Source organism: Faecalimonas nexilis (assembly GCF_059731825.1).
The window spans coordinates 3,261,835-3,278,026 of the sequence record NZ_AP029189.1 but is presented as its reverse complement, the minus strand read 5'-3'; the positions used below and the strand labels follow the sequence as shown (position 1 = coordinate 3,278,026).

Sequence of the window (16,192 nt, the reverse complement as noted above, 5' to 3'; positions counted from 1 at the left end):
GTACTATAATTAAAAAAGATATCAATTCGTATCTATATGTTATGCCGAAGGGCAGGAAAGGAAGAAGAAAATGAAGAAAAGGAAAATATCACGTATTGGAGCAGTTGCTATGGCGACAATGCTCACAGTTCAGGGTATGGGACTCCCTACTGCTGTATTTGCAGCGGACCAATCAGCTGTTATGCGTTCGGATTCGAACACACAGATGAGTTCTGAAAAAGAAACTGTTTATGTGAACCAGTATGGAAGCAAGACAGAACGTTCTCAGAATTTTGATGACAACTGGAGATTTTATTTTGGTGATGCATCAGGTGCGGAACAGCCGACGTTTGATGACTCACAGTGGAGACAATTGTCATTGCCTCACGATTACAGTATCGAGCAGGAATACACACAGTCAGGAGAAGCTGAGAGTGCTTATCTTTTAGGCGGAACAGGATGGTATCGCAAGAACTTTACGCTCGATAAAGCAATGGAAGGAAAAGAGGTAAGACTTGATTTTGATGGCGTTTATATGAATGCAACCGTTTATGTAAATGGTCATGAGGTAGGTACGCATCCATATGGATATACACCATTTTCGTTTGATATCACAGATTATGTGAAGGTTGGAGAGGTCAACACAATCGCAGTAAAAGTAGATCACAAGACACCATCCAGCCGTTGGTATTCAGGAAGTGGTATCTACAGAAGTGTATATTTGACAACAACAGATAAAGTACATGTGGATTTGAATGGAGTGAAGGTTGAGACTCCGGATTTAGCTAAAGGCAACCAAAATACAAATATTAAGACAACAGTTTTGAATGAGTCTGATGCAGAAAAGGCAGTTACAGTGACTCATACAATGTTTGAAAAAGGAAAAGATACAAAAGTAGGAGAGGTTACTACAGAAAGTAAGACAGTGGCAGCTGGGCAGAGCGTTGACGTGGAAGCTACAATGAACGTGAAAGACGCGAAAATGTGGAGCCCGGAAAGCCCGAATCTCTATACAGTCCGCACAGAAGTGAAGGTTGGAGAGGATGTAGTAGACACATATGAGACAGAATATGGATTTAGATATTTCTCATTTGATACAGAAAAAGGATTTTCATTAAACGGCAAAAATGTGAAACTGAAAGGTGTATGTATGCACCATGATCAGGGAGCATTAGGAGCTGAAGCGAACAGACGCGCTATTGAACGTCAGGTGGAAATTCTGAAGGAAATGGGATGTAACTCTATCCGTGTGACACACAACCCGGCAGCATCTGCGTTGATTGATGTCTGCAATGAAAAAGGAATGATTGTAATCGATGAGTTCTTTGACGGTTGGATGTTCCACAAAAATACAAACTCTAACGATTATGCAACTTGGTTTAATAAGACGATCGAAGAAGGAAATCAGATTCTCGGTGCAGAAGAAAATATGACATGGGCAGAGTTTGATTTGAAAGCAACTGTCGGAAGAGGACAGAACGACCCGGCTATCATTATGTGGTCTCTCGGAAATGAGATTCAGGAGGGAGCCGGTGGAAGCGGATATGATGAAAAAGCAGCAGAATTGATTCAATGGACAAAAGAAGTCGATGACACAAGAATTCTTACAATTGGAAGTAATGCTGTTAAAGGTGCAGTTGGGAATGCGAATAATGAGCATATTCAGATTGCCAACCAGTTGACAGAAGTAGGTGGAGCATCTGGAACAAACTATTCAAAAGGGGATAGTTACGATAGTTTGCATAGAACCTATCCAAAATGGAATTTATATGGTTCTGAGACTGCATCAGCAGTAAATAGCCGTGGCGTTTATACAACAAAACAAAGCAATAAGCTTGACTCAGAAAAACAATTGACTTCCTATGATAAGTCAGCGGTTGGTTGGGGAGCTGTTGCAAGTTCTGCGTGGTATGATGTTATCACAAGAGACTTTGTGGCAGGTGAGTATGTATGGACCGGATTTGACTATCTCGGAGAGCCAACGCCTGCGAATGGTACAGGACCTGGAGCAGCAACTTCTTGGCCGTCACCGAAAAACTCTTACTTCGGTATTGTGGATACGGCAGGACTTCCAAAAGACAGCTATTACTTCTATCAAAGCCAGTGGAACGAGGATGTGAACACATTACACGTCCTTCCAACTTGGAATGAAGACAGTTTGATGAAAGACAGCAGTGGAAAAGTGGAGGTTGTTGTATATTCTGATGCAGCGAAGGTAGAATTAAAATTAAATGACAAAGTAGTCGGTACACAGGAGTTTGAGAAGAAGACAACGGATGCAGGATATACATATCAGACTGTAAAAGGAAAGAGTGGACACACAAGTATGTATATGACATTCGATGTTCCGTATGAGGAGGGAACATTGGAAGCCGTTGCTTATAATGAAAAAGGCGAAGTGATTGAAAAGACAGAAGGTCGCTCTGTTGTAAAAACAACAGGAGAAGCTAAGAAATTAAAAGCGACAGCTGACAGAAAAGAAATCACAGCAGATGGAAAAGATCTTGTATATGTGACAGTAGATGTGACAGATAAAGACGGAAATATTGTTCCAAATGCAAAGAACAATGTGAAATTCGATGTCAAAGGCGGTACGCTGGTAGGTGTTGATAATGGTAAACAGGCAGACCACCAGTCATATCAGGATGACAATCGCAATGCATACAATGGTTCATTGGTTGCAATTGTTCAAGCAACTGACAAGGCAGGAGAAATCAGTGTGACTGCAAGTTCAAAAGATTTGGAATCTGCAACTGTGAAAGTGACAGCAAAAGCTTCTGAGGAAGCAGAAGAAACACATATTGAAAGCTTTGAGTATTCAAGAGTATTCTATGTGAAGACTGGAGAAAAACCGGTACTTCCGGCTAAAATCAAAGCAAATTACTCCGATGGAACATCAAAAGAGGTTGATGTGAAATGGGGAGAGATTACAGAAGATCAGACAAACAAAGCGGGAAGCTTTGTTGCAGGTGGAACTGCAGAGGGATGCAACGTCTCTGTCGTAGTCAATATGATTGATGAAGTGGCAGCGCTGTTAAACTATTCGACAACAACTTCTCAGAATACAAAACCAACGCTTCCAACTTCGAGACAGGCTGTTATGCCGGATGGAACAATTCTTTCCGCAGCATTCCCTGTGACATGGGAGACAAAAGATGCGTCTGCATATGCAAAACCGGGAGAGATTGTGACGGTAAACGGAACTGCAGATGTATTCGGAAGTAAATTAGATGTAACAGCAACTGTTCGTGTGGCAGAAGAGAAAATTGAGATTGGTGACAGCGTTTCCGGAGCAGCAAAATTGACACAGGATATTGCACAAGAAGATCAATCTGATACATTAGATGCAATCAAGAATGGAAGCACAACAATCGGTAATAACAGTGATGGTGGACCGAATGAAGACTGCTGGAGTAACTGGGCAAACAGTACTAAAAAAGGCGACAAAGATGCGGAAATCACATTTGAGTATGATACACAGCAGAGAATCGGTCAGATTGTAATCCACTTCTCAAGAGACAATGGAGCGATGCAGTTCCCGGCAGCCGGAACAACAGAGATCTATGTTTCAGAGACAGGAAAAGATGATTGGACTAAAGTAGAAGCGAAAGAGACAATTGGAACAGAAAACAATCGTGTGAAAGCATACACATATGAGATTGCACCTACGACAGCGACATTTGTGAAATTCAAGGTGGTAAGTCCTGCAGACAAACAGTGTGTTGGTATTACAGAGATTGAGTTGAAGAAAGCAGTCGGTACATTTACAACAAATACAACTGCAAAACTTGCAGAAGTAAAAATTGCCGGAAAGGCAATTCCGGAAGCAGCGCTTTCATTGAGCAGCTATTCTACACCGGAGACGGATGCAAGTAAAGTGGAAGCAAAAACAGCAGACAATGCAGCGTTGACTGTATTGCCGGTAAAAGACAACGTGATTCGCATGATTATGGAATCAGAGGATCACAATGTAAGAAATAGATTCGAAGTTAGACTTGACGAGGAAGAATCAATCCTTCCGGGAGATGACAGCCGTGATTATCCGATAGCGCAGATGTCAGTAACGGCTGCAAGTGAATTAAATCCGGCATCAGGAAATGAAGGTCCTGCAAAATTTGTATTAGATAATAATACGGCTACATATTGGCATACAAATTGGAATACAAATGAAGCGACAAATGTTGTAAAACGTGCGATTACATTAGAAATGCAACCAAAAGAGGGAGAAGATTATCCGACCTTAGATGGACTTCGCTACTTAAGAAGACAGGGTAACTCTAAGAATGGTGCAGTCACAGAGTACAAAGTAGAGTACAGTATGGATGGTTCTGCTTGGAAGACGGTTTCTACAGGTACATGGGATAAAGATAACGCAGATTGGCAGATTGCATTATTTGATGAACCGGTACAGGCAAAATATGTACGCTTGACAGGTGTTCATACATATGCAGACAGTGGAGTGGATGCTCATATGTCAGCAGCCGAACTTCGTGTCAGAACAGCAGACGTAGCAGTAGATCCGGAACCAGAACCGGGAGACACAGAGATTTATGATCCAGGCAAGACAACTGCAACGGCAGGAAGTGTACAGGCAAACTTTGGACCTGAAAAAGCATTGGATGATAACATGGGAACATGGTGGCATTCATCATGGAATCCGGTAGGTGGAACACTTGCAGAAAAAGATCGCTGGTTCCAGCTGGAATTAGATGAGCCACAGACAATAACAAAATTCATCTACACTCCGAAGAATGGAAATAGCACATCCGGTGGAGAAAAGAATGGAACAGTAACAAAATACCGTGTAGAGTGCAGTGATGACGGAGAAACATGGAAATCTGTTTCTGAAGGTGAATGGCCGGTAGAAGACGGAGCAAAAGAGGCAGTATTAAAAACTCCTACAACAACGAAATTTATCCGTTTAGTAGGTGTAGAAACATATGGCGTTGGAAATCAGATGAACAAATTTATGAGTGCAGCTGAAGTTCGAGTGGAAGTTCAGACGACTGAGACACCGGATCCGACACCGAAGGAATTCTCTGTAACATTTAATATTGACGGAACAACTCAGGTTGTAAAAGTAGAGGAAGGAAAAGCAATTGGCGATAAACTTCCGGCAGACCCAACAAAAGAAGGTTATACATTTACAGGATGGAACACAAAAGCAGATGGAACAGGTGATGCAGTGACAAAAGATACTGTAGTGAGTGAAGATATGACAGTATATGCAGTGTTCAAAGAAAATGCAGCACAGTTCACAGTTACATTCAATGTAGATGGAACAACACAAGAAGTTGTAGTGGAAGAGGGAAGTGCAATCGGCGATAAACTTCCGGCTAATCCGACAAAAGACGGATACACATTCGTAGGCTGGAATACAAAAGCAGACGGAACAGGCGAAGCAGTGACAAAAGACACAGTGGTAAATGCAGACATGACAGTATATGCGGTGTTTGAGAAAAATGAAGAGCCTGAAAAGGCAGATAAATCAAACTTGACTGCATTGATTGAATACGCAAACAGCCAAAAAGAACAAGAAGAATATCAGTGGGTTGTAGATGCTGTAAAAGAAGCATTTGAGAAAGCGCTCGCAGATGCTGAGGCAGTAAATGCAGATACAGCTGCCACACAGGAACAGGTAGATGCAGCTTACGAATTACTTCTTGGCAAAGTACATCTTCTTGGATTTATCGGAAATCCGACAGACCTTAAGGTAACATTGGATCTTGCGAAGAACACATCTACAGAAGGAAAAACAGAGGAATCTGTAGCAGTATTGAATACAGCGATTGCAAAAGCAGAAAAACTGCTTGCATCAGGAAATGTACTTCAGGAAGAATTGGACGCAATGGTTGCAGAACTGAAGGCGGCAATTGAAGGTTTGAAGGATGAAGTTGTAGTGGAAGTTGATAAAGCGAAGCTTCTCGAAATGATTAAAAAGGCAGAAGGCTATGACCTTACAAAGTATACACCTGTCACAGTAGAAGGATTGAAAGCAGCCCTCGCAGGAGCGAAGACAGTATATGACAATCCGAAAGCGACTCAGAAGGAAGTTGACAGTGCGTATACAAGCTTGCAGCAGGCAATCTTTGCTTTGAGACTGATTCCGAATAAGGATGCTTTGGAAGACTTGCTGAAAGAGACAGAAAAACTTGATTTCTCATTGTATACAGCAGAAAGTGCAGAGGCAGTGCAAAAAGCATACGACAAAGCATTGGCAGTATTTAACGATGAGAATGCAGATCAGGCGGCAGTAGATAAAGCGGCAAAAGATTTGAAGGTTGCAAAGGATAACCTGAAAGCGAAAGACGAGCCGGACAAAAAGCCTTCAGAGGATAAAAAATCAGATCAGAAGGCTGCAAAAACAGGAGATAACATGTCGACAGGTGCAGTTGTAGGAATCGTTGTTGTAGCAGTTCTTGCAATCGGTGCAATTGTTGGTGTGATTATCAGCAAAAAAAGAAAAAAATAAAAAATAAATCGGTATATTGAGAAAATCGATATGAAAAAATAAGACTTGACGCCCATTCGCTGGTATGGTAAACTGTACTAGCGAATGGAAGTAGGTCTTTTTTTTATGCCTAAAATTGGGCAGTCTCGCAAACTGCCATGTAACACGTAAAAGAAATAAATAAAGCGAGGTGGAAGTTGTGCGCACAAGAATCACATTGGAATGTACAGAATGTAAACAGCGTAACTACAATATGACAAAGGATAAGAAAACTCATCCGGAACGTATGGAAACAAAAAAATATTGTAAGTTCTGCAAATCACACACAATGCACAAAGAAACAAAATAGTTTGTGGAAAGGAAGTGAACGGAATGGCTGAAAAAAAAGAGAAAGCCAAAAAGACAAGCTGGTTCAAAGGTCTTAAAGCAGAATTTAAAAAGATCATTTGGCCGGATAAAAAAACACTTGCTAAGCAGACTGTGGCAGTTACGGCGTGCTCGATAGTATTAGGAGCAATTATTGCGGTTGTTGATGTCATTGTAAAATATGGTGTCGACTTCTTAGTGAAGTAATGGCTGCCAGCAATTATGAAAGGTGATTTTATGTCAGAAGCAAAATGGTATGTAGTTCATACTTATTCTGGGTATGAAAACAAAGTAAAAGCAAACATTGATAAGACAATTGAAAACAGACACCTTGAGGATCAGATCTTAGAAGTAAGAGTTCCTATGCTGGAAGTTGTTGAGATGAAAAACGGAACGCAGAAAGCAGCTCAGAAAAAAATGTTTCCTGGTTATGTTATGATTCATATGATTATGAATGATGACACATGGTATGTTGTAAGAAATACCAGAGGGGTAACAGGATTTGTAGGTCCGGGATCCAAACCGGTTCCGCTTACAGAGGCTGAGATCGACGCTCTTGGAATTATGGATGCAGACATTGTTGTAGACTTTGAAGTTGGTGAAGTTGTAAAAGTTACCAAAGGAGCATGGAAAGATACTATTGGAGTAATCCAGGAAGTGAATGCTCAAAAACAAAGTTTAGTAATCAATGTAGAATTGTTTGGTCGTGAAACGCCAGTAGAAATAAGTTTCGCAGAAGTGAAAAAAATGTAACAAATAAAAGTGGGAGGGAAATCCCCGCGAATACCACAAGGAGGTACACAAAATGGCAAAAAAAGTACAAGGTTATATTAAATTACAGATTCCAGCTGGAAAGGCAACTCCAGCACCACCGGTTGGTCCAGCTCTTGGTCAACATGGTGTAAACATTGTTGAATTTACAAAACAATTCAATGCTAAAACTGCAGATCAAGGTGATTTGATCATCCCTGTAGTTATCACAGTTTACAATGATAGAAGCTTCAGCTTCATCACAAAGACACCACCGGCAGCAGTTTTGATTAAAAAAGCATGTGGTTTAAAATCGGGTTCAGGAGTTCCGAACAAAACAAAAGTAGCTACAATCACAAAAGCTCAGTTACAGGAAATCGCTGAATTAAAAATGCCAGACTTAAATGCTGCAACAGTAGAAGCTGCTATGAGCATGATCGCAGGAACATGCAGAAGTATGGGTGTAACAGTAGAAGAGTAAAATTGTAAACATGTAACGTGGGAGGGGCTCTCCCGATATTACCACTAGGAGGTTATTGAATATGAAACGAGGAAAGAAATACGTAGAAGCTGCGAAATTGATCGAAAGAGGAAATCTTTACGACAAAGAAGAAGCAGTTGCATTAGTTAAAAAATCTGCAGTAGCGAAATTCGATGAGACAATTGAAGCTCACATCAGAACAGGTTGTGACGGACGTCATGCAGACCAGCAGATCCGTGGTGCTGTTGTATTGCCACACGGAACAGGTAAAAAAGTTCGTATCTTAGTATTTGCAAAAGATGCTAAAGCTGAAGAAGCAAAAGCAGCAGGAGCAGATTACGTAGGAGCAGAAGACTTAATTCCGAAGATTCAGAACGAAGGATGGTTTGAATTTGATGTTGTAGTTGCTACACCAGATATGATGGGTGTTGTTGGACGTCTTGGTCGTGTACTTGGACCAAAAGGTTTAATGCCAAACCCAAAAGCTGGTACAGTAACAATGGACGTTACAAAAGCTGTTAACGATATCAAAGCTGGTAAGATCGAATACAGATTAGACAAGACAAACATTATCCATGTGCCACTTGGAAAAGCTTCTTTCACAGAAGAACAATTAGCGGACAACTTCCAGACGCTTATTGATGCAATTATGAAAGCGAAACCAGCAGCTGTTAAAGGACAGTACTTAAAGAGCGTTACTTTAACATCTACAATGGGACCGGGTGTGAAAATTAACCCAGCTAAATTAGTATAATTGATATTCAAAAATATACAAAAAGAATTATTGCCTTACTAAATTTTAGTTTGGCAATAATTCTTTCTATTTTACAGCCGTTCGGTTGAATCAGAGGAAATCCCTCGAAATTACCATTGGAAAATTACAAAAATAGCTTGACATATAGAAAAAAATATGATAACTTATATTAGAAAACTGCCGAAGACAGTAGGTGCCGTAAGGCATAAGTAGTGAACGCCTACCGAGGAGATTTGAATTCGATGAATTATGTGAATTTACTGTCCTCTTGTCGTGTGGCGAGAGGATTTTTTATCTTTATTCGAACGGCGGTACACAATAATCTATAAGGAGGTGCACCATTCGTGGCAAAAGTTGAATTGAAACAACCAATCGTTGCAGCAATCGCTGAGGACGTAAAAGATGCAGCATCAGTTGTATTAGTTGATTATCGTGGATTAACTGTAGCTCAGGATACAGAATTACGTAAACAATTAAGAGAAGCAGGAATCATCTACAAAGTTTGCAAAAACACAATGATGAAAAGAGCGTTCGAAGGAACTGATTTTGCAGGATTGAACGAATACTTAGAAGGACCAAGTGCTATTGCTATTTCTAAAGATGACGCTACAGCACCAGCTAGAATTATTTGCAAATTTGCAAAAGGAGCTGAAAAATTAGAAGTAAAAGCAGGTGTGGTTGAAGGAACAGTATATGATGTTGCTGGAGTTCAGGAATTATCAAAAATCCCTTCAAGAGAAGAATTACTTTCCAAATTCCTTGGAAGCATTCAGTCACCTATTACAAACTTCGCTCGTGTTCTTAATCAAATCGCTGAAAAAGGTGGAGAGGCAGCAGAAGCTCCAGCTGAAGCAGCAGAAGAAGTAACAGCTGAGTAATTGTAAGACTCAGAGAGGATTCTAAAAGAATCATACAGGATACAGTCCTGAAAATCAAAGCATTTAAAACAATGGAGGTAAATAAAATGGCAAAATTAACAACAGCTGAAATGATCGAAGCGATCAAAGAATTATCAGTATTAGAATTAAATGAATTAGTAAAAGCATGTGAAGAAGAATTTGGTGTATCTGCAGCAGCAGGTGTTGTAGTTGCAGCAGCAGGTGGAGACGCAGCTGGAGCAGCTGAAGAAAAAGATGAATTCAACGTAGAATTAACATCTGCAGGAGCATCTAAAGTTAAAGTAATCAAAGTTGTTCGTGAAATCACAGGACTTGGATTAAAAGAAGCTAAAGAAGTTGTAGACGGAGCTCCTAAAGTAATCAAAGAAGGTGTTTCTAAAGCAGAAGCTGAAGAAATCAAAGCTAAATTAGAAGCAGAAGGTGCATCTGTAGAATTAAAATAATTCATAGAGAGCATTTAAAAGCCGAGAGAGTTATCTCTCGGCTTTTTTGCGATGAAAAGAATTGGATGTTATAAGCATAGAAAATAGGCAGGATGTGCATACGTGCATCCTGCCTATTTGCACAATATATACATTTTTTTGTACAAAAAACCGTAAATGCGAAAAGTGTATTGCCAAAAATTGGTGATTTGGTATAATCAAATATGAAATTCAATATAACTGGTTGTGAAAACGACCAATTGAAAGACAGGAGGTAAAACATGAAGAAGAAAATGGTCTTAAGACTATTGAGTCTGGCTATGGTTGCATCTATGACAGGTACAATGCTTCCGTCTAATCTTCAGCTTGTATCAGCAGAGGAATCTGTTGCTACAGAAGAAAAGACAGAAAAAGCAGAAGAGACAGCAGTACTGGAAGATGGAATCAATGATGCTTGGACTCTGGAAAACGAAGCTGGCGAAGACGCAGTATGTGCAGTAGAAAACGGATGGCTTAATTTAAAATCAGGAGCACAGAATGACAATACTCCTAACAGTGGAAAACAATTGATGGTTGTGAACCCAAACAAATTTGATTTTACAAAAGCGGGATATTTCTCATTCACAATGAAATCAAACAATGCAAATACAAGTCAGGATAATAGTGACAGATTTGGTGTATATCTTGGATATAATACTGCAAAGAACGGTATGTTTATCGGATATGATAACCAAGGATGGTTCTGGCAGAAATATAAAGATGGTAATGGAGCTTATTTTACAGGCGGAAGAACAGCTGCGCCAAAAGACAATGCGGAAGTGAATGTACGCATTGAGTGGACAGCAGATCAGAAGATGACATTGAAATTAAATGATCAGGCTGTATTTACAAATGAAGAGTTTGGTTCTATCAAAGATGTTCTTGGAACTCAGATTGCATTCAAGTGTACAAGCTGGTCAGGGCATGTGTCTGATGTCCTTATCAAAGACATTCACTACACAGGACAAAAAGAAGCAGCTACATATGCAGTAACAGGAACAGTAACTGACGCAGATAACAAAGTTTTGGAAGGTGCTACAGTCAAAGTTGGTGATAAAACAGCAACAACAGATAAGTCAGGTGCATATTCTTTGGAATTGGCAGCTGGAACATATGATATGACAGTTGCAAAAACAGGATATCAGACAGCAACAAAATCTGTGACAGTAGCAGATGAAGATTTGAAAGTTGAGACTGTAAAATTAGAAAAAGTTGCAGAAGTAGAGACAGAAGTACTTTCTACAGATTATATGGATGTTCATGTAGCAAAGAACTTCCCAAGCGTTGTGAGATACGAGATGAAAAAAGGTGATCTGAAAGGAAAGACATTCTATGGACAGACTTCAGAGATCAACACAATCCGTATCAACGGAACAGACATCAAACTTTCTAAAGATGATGTGAAAGCAACGTTTAAAGACAACAAAGCTACTTATGAGCTGACTGTAAAATCAGGTGATACAATTGATGCAGTTCTTACAGCAGAGTTAGTTGCAAAAGATGATACAGTTTCATTTGAGATTACAAAAGTAAAAAATAATTTGGATGAAACAAAAATAGTAGATAAAAGACATGTGTATGCAATACAGAGCATTGAGATCCCAAATCACAGCTTGATTTCTGTAAATAGCACACAGGAAAATGCAAACTTAAAAGGCGCATTAATGTCTTCTAATACAACAATCAGCGGTGATGAGTATCATGAGATTACAGCTAACACAGAACTTTCACAGGATTATATGTATGCATTTATCTCAAACAGCGAGATGAGCGCCGGATTATGGAGCAACTCTGAGAATGAAGGTTCTGCAAAAGCGGTTGGCGTATCTGGAGGAAGCCATAACACAAGAGTCATGGCAACTACAGAAGAAAAAGACGGTTATGTATCTTTGGGGCTTGGAAGTACAAAATGGTACTGGCACAGAGAAGAACAAGATTCGAAAGGAACATGGCATCTTGTAGATGAGACAGATACTCCACAGGCAAAAGTTACAATCGCCGGAAATGTGAACGGTGATGAAGAGATTGACTGGCAGGATGGTGCGGTAGCATTCCGTGACATTATGCACAATCCATATAAGAGTGAAGAAGTGCCGGAATTAGTTGCATATCGTATTGCAATGAACTTTGGTGGACAGGCCCAGAACCCATTCCTTACAACATTGGATAACGTAAAACGTGTGTCAATGCATACAGATGGACTTGGACAGTCCGTATTATTAAAAGGATATGGTAATGAAGGTCATGATTCAGGACATCCTGATTACGCAGACATCGGAGAGAGAATCGGTGGAGCAGAGGATATGAACACACTGATGACAAAAGGTGCTGAGTATGGAGCAAAATTTGGTATCCATGTCAATGCAGGTGAGATGTATCCAGAAGCAAAAGCATTTAGTGAAGACTTAGTAAGACGTGATGCAAACGGGAACCTTCGTTATGGATGGAACTGGATTGACCAAGGTATCGGAATCGACAGTGTATACGATCTTGGAATGGGACTTCGTGAAAAACGTTTTGATGAGTTAGAAGAAAAAGTCGGACAGAACTTAGACTTCGTATATGTAGATATTTGGGGAAATAAGACAGGTGGAAGCGATGACTCTTGGCAGACACGTAAGTTATCAAAAGAGATCAATGATAATGGATGGCGTATGGCTACAGAGTGGGGATCAGCGAATGAATATGATTCCACATTCCAGCACTGGGCAACAGACCTTACATATGGTGGATATAAATTAAAAGGTGAGAACAGCGAGGTAATGCGTTTCTTACGTAACCATCAGAAAGATTCATGGGTAGGTGATTATCCATCATACGGCGGAGCTGCAATGGCACCACTCCTTGGTGGATACAACATGAAAGACTTCGAAGGATGGCAAGGACGTAATGATTACGATGCTTACATCAAGAACCTTTATACACATGATCTGACAACAAAATTTATTCAGCACTATGAAATCACAGACTGGGAAGATTCTGAAAACTCATTTACCAAGAATGATCCGGATGGAAAAGCTTACACATGGACACCGGAGATGAAGATCACATTAAAAGATGGTGACGATACACTTGTTCTTGAAAGAGGATCTGACAATCCGGATGAAGCGGCATACCGTGACAGAACAATGACATTGAACGGTAAGGTAATCGCAACAGGTGCTGTTGCAAGAGGCGATAACGGAGAAGGCGGAACAGAAAAATATCTGCTTCCATGGATCTGGGATTCTGAGACTGGTGATGAAGTAGATGCAAAAGATGAAAAATTATATCACTGGAATACAAAAGGTGGATCAAGCGAATGGGAACTCCCAGACAGCTGGTCAGGTCTGAAGGATGTCAAAGTATACAAATTGACAGACCTTGGTAAGACGGATGAAAAGACTGTTAAAGTGGTAGATGGAAAAATTACTTTAGAGGCAGACGCTGAAACTCCATATGTAGTATGTAAAGGTGATGAAGCAAACCTTGAGATTACATGGAGTGAAGGAATGCACATCGTAGATGCAGGATTTAACAGTGGTAACTTTGATGCTTGGAAACAAGACGGAGAAGGAAAAGCTGAGATTGCAAAGAGTCAGTATAGCAACCCAATGATGAAATTATCCGGAAAAGTATCTATGACACAGGAACTGACAGACTTAGAGGCTGGAAAACAGTATGCAGTTTTAGTTGGTGTAGATAACAGAAGTGATGCAAAAGCATCTATGACTGTAAAAGCAGGCGATAAAGTATTGGCAACAAACTATACGACTCGCTCAATTGCAAAGAACTATGTAAAAGCATATACACACAGTAACTCTAGCGCAACAGTAGATGGAAGCAGTTACTTCCAGAACATGTATGTATTCTTTACAGCGCCAGAAAGCGGTAAAGTAACACTTACACTTTCAAAGGCAGCAGGTGAGGGAGATACATATTTCGATGATGTACGTATCGTTGAAAATGACTCTAAGAACATTACAACAAACGAAAAAGGTGAAGTTGTAAAATTCGAGCAGGATTTCGAAAAGAGCGTACAGGGACTTTATCCATTTGTAGTAGCTGGTATTGAAGGTGTTGAGGATAACAGAATTCACTTATCAGAATTACATGCTCCATATACACAGGCAGGCTGGGATGTGAAGAAGATGGATGATGTTTTGGACGGAAAATGGTCAGTGAAGATCAACGGATTGACACAGAGATCTACATTGGCATACCAGACGATTCCACAGAACTTCCGTTTTGAACCAGGTGTGACATACAAAGTAAGCTTTGATTATCAGGCAGGAACAGATGGAATCTATGCAGCAGCAGTGGGAATCGGTGAGTACAATGGTAATGTACAACTTGAAGAGCTTCCGATGGCAATGGGCAAAGATGCTGATGGTCACTATACTACTCAGATCACAGGTGACTCTACAGGACAGACATGGTTCGGTATCTATTCTACAGATAAAGCAGCAGATCTTCAGGGAACATCTGGATCAGCAGCAAACTTTGGTGGATACCAAGAGCTTGTTCTTGATAATCTTGTAATTGAAAGAGTAGATGAAGAAGTTACAGCAGATACGTTGAAGGCATTGATCGAAGACGCAAAAACAAAATATAGCGAAGACGATTATACAGCAGAAGTATGGAACAACTTCCAAAAAGAAATCGCAAAAGCACAGGTTGCTCTTGACAAAGATAACTCAACACAGGAAGATATCGAAAAAGCATACTATGCATTAAAAGGTGCGATGGTTACAATGGATAATTCCAAAGGTCTTGATGCAACAGATGACTCAAGAGATATCTCTACAGAGGGTATGACTGCGACTGCAGGAAGCCAGCAGGGAACAACAGGAAGCGAAGGACCAGCAAGTAATGTATTAGATGGAGATGCGAATACAATCTGGCATACACAGTATTCACCATCTGTAGATAGTTTTGATAAACAATGGATTGATATTGCAACTGCAGAACCGACAACAGTAGGTGGAGTGAGACTTCAGCAGAGATCTGGTAAAAACGGTGTGATTAAAGAAGCAGAAATCTGGGTTAAAACGACGGATGCGGATTATGTGAAAGTAGCAGATGCAAGTTTTGGAGGAAGCGGATGGCAGGTAGTTACATTTGAAAATATTGAGAATGTAACAAATGTTAAGATTGTGCCAAAAGCTACATTAGGAGATCAACCGAACAAGTTCTCAGCAGCAGCAGAAATTCGTCTGATGGGAGCAAAACAAGACGTTACAATCGAAGTTGACAAATCTGGATTACAGACAGCGATTGATGCAGCAAAAGCATTAAAGGCAGAAAATTATACAGCAGAGACATGGGAAGTATTAACTACAAAACTTGCGGCAGCAGAGAAAGTTTATGCTGATCCAGAAGCAACAGATTATGAAGTACTTCTTGCAATAGCGAACCTGACAGAGGCTATCGAGGGCTTAGAAGCAGTAGAGACACCAGAAGCAGGTGACAAAACAGAATTAAATAACTTGATCACACAGTACAGTGGATTAAATGAAAAAGATTACACAGCAGAAAGCTGGAAAGTATTTGCAAATGCATTAGAAAATGCAAAAGCAGTTTCAGCAAAAGAAAATGCAAGTCAGGCTGAGATTGATCAGGCAATTGCGGCATTAACGTCTGCACGTGCAGGTCTTGTGAAAGCAACAGATCAGACAACACAAGCGGATAAGTCTAAACTTCAGAAATTCTATGATGAATGTGTTGGATTCTACAAAGAAGCAAATCATTCAAAAGAAAACTGGAAAGCATATCAGGAGGCACTTGTTGCAGCGAAAGCAGTGTTAAATGATAAAGATGCAACTCAGGAGGAAGTAGACAATGCGTTGAGCAAATTAATCAGTATTACAGCTAAGATGAATGCTGAGTTAAAAGATGTGTCAAATGCACCGAAAAATCCAGTGACAGGTAAAGATAATGTCATTAAAACTGGCGACACAACATCTCCAATCGGATGGGGTGCGGCAGGAATGGCAGCGGTTCTTGCGGTAGTTGCAGCATTTTTGGCAAGAAGAAAAAAGCGCTAAAAATACAGTAAAATAGACTGTGACG

At 40.2% G+C, this 16,192-nt stretch carries 9 protein-coding genes and 1 other annotated feature; all 9 genes read left to right on the top strand.

The annotated features are described in order from the left end of the window. The first annotated feature begins 70 nt into the window (after positions 1-70). The 9 genes from AC6I5B_RS16195 to AC6I5B_RS16155 all read left to right on the top strand — a co-directional run bounded on the left by AC6I5B_RS16195 (position 71) and on the right by AC6I5B_RS16155 (position 16,167). On the top strand, positions 71-6,451 hold the full coding sequence (locus AC6I5B_RS16195) for a discoidin domain-containing protein (RefSeq protein ID WP_497773455.1): 6,381 nt from the start codon (positions 71-73) through the stop codon (positions 6,449-6,451). Between the two features lie 178 nt (positions 6,452-6,629). Then, positions 6,630-6,779: a 50S ribosomal protein L33 gene (rpmG, locus tag AC6I5B_RS16190; RefSeq protein ID WP_044987260.1), complete on the top strand. Its 150-nt coding sequence runs from the start codon at positions 6,630-6,632 to the stop codon at positions 6,777-6,779. Between the two features lie 23 nt (positions 6,780-6,802). After that, entirely contained in the window at positions 6,803-7,003 is a 201-nt protein-coding gene (gene secE / locus AC6I5B_RS16185) for a preprotein translocase subunit SecE (RefSeq protein ID WP_004612835.1), read from the top strand. 30 nt (positions 7,004-7,033) lie between these two features. Then, on the top strand, positions 7,034-7,549 hold the full coding sequence (nusG, locus tag AC6I5B_RS16180; protein ID WP_044987258.1) for a transcription termination/antitermination protein NusG: 516 nt from the start codon (positions 7,034-7,036) through the stop codon (positions 7,547-7,549). A 52-nt stretch (positions 7,550-7,601) separates the two neighbouring features. Further along, on the top strand, positions 7,602-8,027 hold the full coding sequence (gene rplK / locus AC6I5B_RS16175; RefSeq protein ID WP_004612833.1) for a 50S ribosomal protein L11: 426 nt from the start codon (positions 7,602-7,604) through the stop codon (positions 8,025-8,027). A 61-nt stretch (positions 8,028-8,088) separates the two neighbouring features. Further along, positions 8,089-8,781 (top strand): 50S ribosomal protein L1, encoded by a 693-nt coding sequence (rplA, locus tag AC6I5B_RS16170; RefSeq protein ID WP_004612832.1) that lies wholly within the window; start codon positions 8,089-8,091, stop codon positions 8,779-8,781. A 162-nt stretch (positions 8,782-8,943) separates the two neighbouring features. After that, positions 8,944-9,083: a sequence feature (ribosomal protein L10 leader region), on the top strand. A gap of 42 nt (positions 9,084-9,125) precedes the next feature. Next, a complete protein-coding gene (rplJ, locus tag AC6I5B_RS16165) occupies positions 9,126-9,659 on the top strand; it encodes a 50S ribosomal protein L10 (RefSeq protein WP_004612830.1) in 534 nt (177 codons plus the stop codon). Between the two features lie 86 nt (positions 9,660-9,745). Beyond that, on the top strand, positions 9,746-10,123 hold the full coding sequence (gene rplL / locus AC6I5B_RS16160) for a 50S ribosomal protein L7/L12 (RefSeq protein WP_022250263.1): 378 nt from the start codon (positions 9,746-9,748) through the stop codon (positions 10,121-10,123). Between the two features lie 260 nt (positions 10,124-10,383). Next, positions 10,384-16,167, top strand: coding sequence for an endo-alpha-N-acetylgalactosaminidase family protein (locus AC6I5B_RS16155; RefSeq protein ID WP_071144523.1), 5,784 nt, complete (start codon positions 10,384-10,386; stop codon positions 16,165-16,167). The last annotated feature ends 25 nt before the right edge of the window (positions 16,168-16,192 follow it).

Excerpts from the sequence above, each read along its gene's own strand:
- AC6I5B_RS16155 (WP_071144523.1), top strand. The coding sequence starts at position 10,384 with ATGAAGAAGAAAATGGTCTTAAGACTATTGAGTCTGGCTATGGTTGCA.
- secE (WP_004612835.1), top strand. The coding sequence starts at position 6,803 with ATGGCTGAAAAAAAAGAGAAAGCCAAAAAGACAAGCTGGTTCAAAGGT.
- AC6I5B_RS16195 (WP_497773455.1), top strand. The coding sequence starts at position 71 with ATGAAGAAAAGGAAAATATCACGTATTGGAGCAGTTGCTATGGCGACA.
- nusG (WP_044987258.1), top strand. The coding sequence starts at position 7,034 with ATGTCAGAAGCAAAATGGTATGTAGTTCATACTTATTCTGGGTATGAA.
- rplL (WP_022250263.1), top strand. The coding sequence starts at position 9,746 with ATGGCAAAATTAACAACAGCTGAAATGATCGAAGCGATCAAAGAATTA.
- rplK (WP_004612833.1), top strand. The coding sequence starts at position 7,602 with ATGGCAAAAAAAGTACAAGGTTATATTAAATTACAGATTCCAGCTGGA.
- rplA (WP_004612832.1), top strand. The coding sequence starts at position 8,089 with ATGAAACGAGGAAAGAAATACGTAGAAGCTGCGAAATTGATCGAAAGA.